Raw genomic sequence first — 3,850 nt, 5'->3', positions numbered from 1 at the left:
TGCGTCTCTTACGTACTCTCCTTAAAGAATTCCAGAAAAAAAACGATACTTGTATATAATAAGTATCGCCTTAATAACTACTTTGGTTTCTTAAAGAAATTTGAGGCTAGTAACAATATAARGCCTGCCCCTACTACCATTAAATTGAAAGTTGAATCAGAATCTCCTTGGACATTCAGAATCTGTTGGTGAAAGGTGAAACCGAATAGGAAAAAGAGAAAGCCTAACCAAAAGAGAACTTTCCCTAAATTCGTATGGTTTTTCAACTGTTTCTCCTCTGTTTCCGATTCATCAAGAAAACGATTGTAAAATAAACAATCGCCCCTCCTCCTGCAAATAAACGAAACTCCAACAACCTAGCTGGTGAATACTCTTCAATATAAAAGTTTGCATCAATGATCGAACTTAAAAACATGCCACCAAAGATGATAAACCCAATCATGTACAATAGCTTCTCTGTGTTCACGGTCGTAGCTTCCATTGCCCGCTCGATGGCCCCCGCCTCCCCTTTAATGAACTTCTCTCTTTTATACGAATCAACATCCAAAAAGTTCCAAACAAAAACAAGATAACTCCATCTGAGAGTTACCTTGTTTCTGTGCAAACATTTCCTACACTTTCGTTAAAAATTCATAGACATATTGAGGCAATGCATGATCGTCGGTCACTGCTTGTTTATCGTCATAAGATGCATAGCTAAACAGATCTACCCCTTTTTCTGTAGCTGATACTTTAATTAGTTTTTCATCTTGATGACCTTTCGTTTCCAATGTGAAGTCCACAAGCCCTACAGAAAGTCGATACTCATTTAATACCAGACCAAGCCATTCATTCGATTTCTTCTTTGCATCTGGATGCTTACGAATAGAGTACGCGAGCTCCTGAATGTTAATCTTGTGCGTCTTTTCAGTTGGAAAGTGTTTGTGGTACTCATTTCGAATCGTGTTTGAAAAAGCCGTTATTTTATCAACTAGATGACTCATATCATGTACACATCCTTCTTTTTTTATAGCTTGCTCCAATAAAAGGAGAATATAAAAAAAGGATTTACTTTATMTACATTCTATAGACTAGGCTCCMCATACCGCTCCTTATAAAGCTCCTTCCACACTTCAATCATCTGATAAAAGCTTTTATTGTATGACCCATCCTCATCCACCGTCCAAGCCGTTGCTAACACAGTGTGGCAGAACCCCCAGAGCAACAACCTCTCTTTGCTTAAAGAAAGTTCTTTCGTAAAAAGATCAACTCGCTCTTTAGTGACTTCTTTTATGCCATCTTCAGGTAAAACATTTAACATATATTGAATGAGATCGTATTCCACTTCGCCAATTAATCCTTTCGGGTCAATGGCCTTCCAGCCGTTTTTGCTTTTCAAAATATTGTAGGGATGAAAATCTCCATGCAAAAGATAGTGCTTGTTAGTTGTTTGGTTCATGTATGTAAAGATCTTAAGCGCCTGATCGAGGGTTTGCTTTGATAGAGGACCTAACCCCTCTGCATGCTTGTCGATGATCTTTCTTAGATTTTCTTCTCTAGCTTTGGTAGTTGGTATTTTTGTCTCTGTTGGAGCAGTTGTGATGAGATCTTTCATGACGCCCGCTGCAGCTAAGCATGCTTTTTCGTCATCTAGGCTGGTCGCTAATGCGTATCCAGGGCTAAGTTTTTCTATGAGGATAGCCTGCATGTTTTCGTCCGTATCAAGAACATTCACGATGCCTCTTCCTGCAAACAGCCTTAACGCTTCTACCTCAGAATCAAAGCCCCCTCCAGGAATACAAATTTTCAACACCACTTCCCTGTCCTCTTTAGTGGAAGCTGTTGCGACATAATTTATCGATAGCTCATACGTCTCACCAATTGTTAATGCCCATTTCTCCTCACAAGATTTTATGATCGAAGGAATTTGCTCCAACCACGGCTTCGCCTCCTCTTTTAAATAAAGATGAACGGATTGCACAAAATGCTCTTGAAATATCAATTGAATCACTCCTATCTAGTCATAAAAACAACCACTCATCTTATATAAAGTGGTTGTTTTCGTTAGGTTTAGTCTAAGTGCTCAACAAACCATCCTTTAATATGGTTCAGTCTCTCTACTCGTAGGCTCGGATTGCCGCTTCTTGATAATTCATGGTTCGATTTTGGGAAGCGAACAAATTTTGTTGGCTTCTTTTGTTTTTTTAAGGCTACAAATAATTGCTCCGCTTGTTCAATTGGGCAACGGTAGTCCTTTTCCCCATGTAAGATTAGAAGGGGCGTCTCCACTTGATCGACATAGGCAATTGGCGAATGTTTCCAAAGTTTCTCAGCATTATGCACAAGATCGCCTCCTACTTCCCATTCAGAGAAATAATAGCCGATATCACTCACTCCGTAGAAACTAAGCCAATTTGAAATCGAGCGTTGCGTAACGRCTGCTTTGAACCTGTGTGTATGACTGACAGCCCAGTTCGTCATAAAGCCCCCATAGCTGCCTCCTGTAATACCAAGATTCAACGCATCAACATAACTCAAATGGGTTACTGCATAATCTGTAGCCGCCATTACATCTTGATAATCCGCACCGCCGTAATCTCCTCTGACGGCATCTACAAAGGTTTGCCCGTATCCATGACTTCCACGAGGGTTGGTGAACACAACTACATAGCCTTGTGAGGCAAGCATTTGAAATTCATGAAAGTACGTATTCGCATACATCGCATGCGGTCCGCCATGGACTTCCATAATGGTCGGGTACTTCTTTCCTTCCTCATACCCAACAGGCTTCATCACCCAGCCATGAATGTCCCACCCATCGGGAGCTTTAAACGTAATCGCTTCAGCAGTTGATAATTCAATTTCTGCTAGAAACTCTTCGTTAACATTCGTCAGCTGACTCTTTTCTCCTGTTGAGAGATTCACTTTGTACAGATCTCCAGGATGTGTCGGTGTACTAATGGCGACAATCGCTTGATGTAACACTGGATCAACACTTAATCCGTACACATGCTGCTCGTCCAGAATCGCTGGAACCATTTCACCTTCAATGGTTCCGTAATAGACACCTGTATTTCCTTGATCACTCACTAAAAAATAAAACCCTTTGTTATCATTTGTCCAAATTGCACCGGGGTTGCCTGTCCCGGAATGAAAATCGCCAATCGCGACATCACCAATTTGAACATCTAAATCCGCTGTTAAACAGTTTAATTCTTCACCTTCTACGTTATACAACCAAAGTCGAGATAACGTCGCACTTAAATAGTCGCGCTCATGACCAATTAAGGTGAGATACTTCCCATCCGGTGAGAAGCTAGGGCTTCCAAATACCCCTCTGCTAGTCGTGATGGTTGTTATCTGCTTCTCATCAAGCTTCATCATGTAGACATCGGTTAAGAGATCATAATCAGGCTCCTCGCCTAAGTTAGCTGAGAAAACAATACTCTGACCATCTGGCGACCAGCAGCCAGCTGTATAATCCCGGTCTCCCTCTGTTAGTTGCGTAATTTCACCTGTTGAAACCGAGACGATACCGAGCTGCTGGTTCTTATCATCTAAAAAGCCCATCCCATCTGACTTGTAGCGAATCCGTTCAACGATCATTGAGCTCAACTTCGTTTCGTTTTCGCTTTGCGCCTCTTTATCTGTTAAATGCTGATCCGGTGCGACTGCTGCTTCAAATAAGAGATGTGCTCCACTTGGCGACCAGATCGGATTCTTCGCTCCATTCACACAAAAAGTGAGCTGTCTTGCTTCTCCGCCCTCTGCACTGATTAGATAGAGCTGGGATTTTCCTGAACGATTCGATGAAAATGCAATCGTTTTTCCATCTGGTGACCACTTTGGCGTACTATCCTTCACATCACCA

General features: G+C 41.6%; 4 protein-coding genes. All 4 read right to left on the bottom strand.

Annotation, left to right across the window (positions count from 1 at the left end; translation table 11 throughout):
* Positions 1-262 precede the first annotated feature (262 nt).
* The gene (locus tag AB685_RS28025; protein WP_047973885.1) at positions 263-547 is read right to left on the bottom strand and encodes a hypothetical protein; all 285 of its coding nucleotides are present in this window, start codon (positions 545-547) and stop codon (positions 263-265) included.
* A 64-nt stretch (positions 548-611) separates the two neighbouring features.
* On the bottom strand, positions 612-983 hold the full coding sequence (locus AB685_RS28020; RefSeq protein ID WP_047973884.1) for a hypothetical protein: 372 nt from the start codon (positions 981-983) through the stop codon (positions 612-614).
* Positions 984-1,063: 80 nt separating this feature from the next.
* On the bottom strand, positions 1,064-1,981 hold the full coding sequence (locus AB685_RS28015) for an aminoglycoside phosphotransferase family protein (protein ID WP_053073983.1): 918 nt from the start codon (positions 1,979-1,981) through the stop codon (positions 1,064-1,066).
* Positions 1,982-2,049: 68 nt separating this feature from the next.
* Positions 2,050-3,850, bottom strand: a 1,801-nt coding sequence (locus AB685_RS28010) for a S9 family peptidase (protein ID WP_047973883.1), incomplete at its 5' end; no start/stop codon positions are given.

The sequence above is a fragment of the Bacillus sp. LL01 genome (genome assembly GCF_001037965.1).
Note: the sequence above shows the minus strand (reverse complement) of the source record. Positions and strands in the feature narration are given on the sequence as shown.

Bases quoted from the DNA above. Each gene is read 5' to 3' on its own strand.
- AB685_RS28020 (WP_047973884.1), bottom strand. From the start codon at position 983: ATGAGTCATCTAGTTGATAAAATAACGGCTTTTTCAAACACGATTCGA.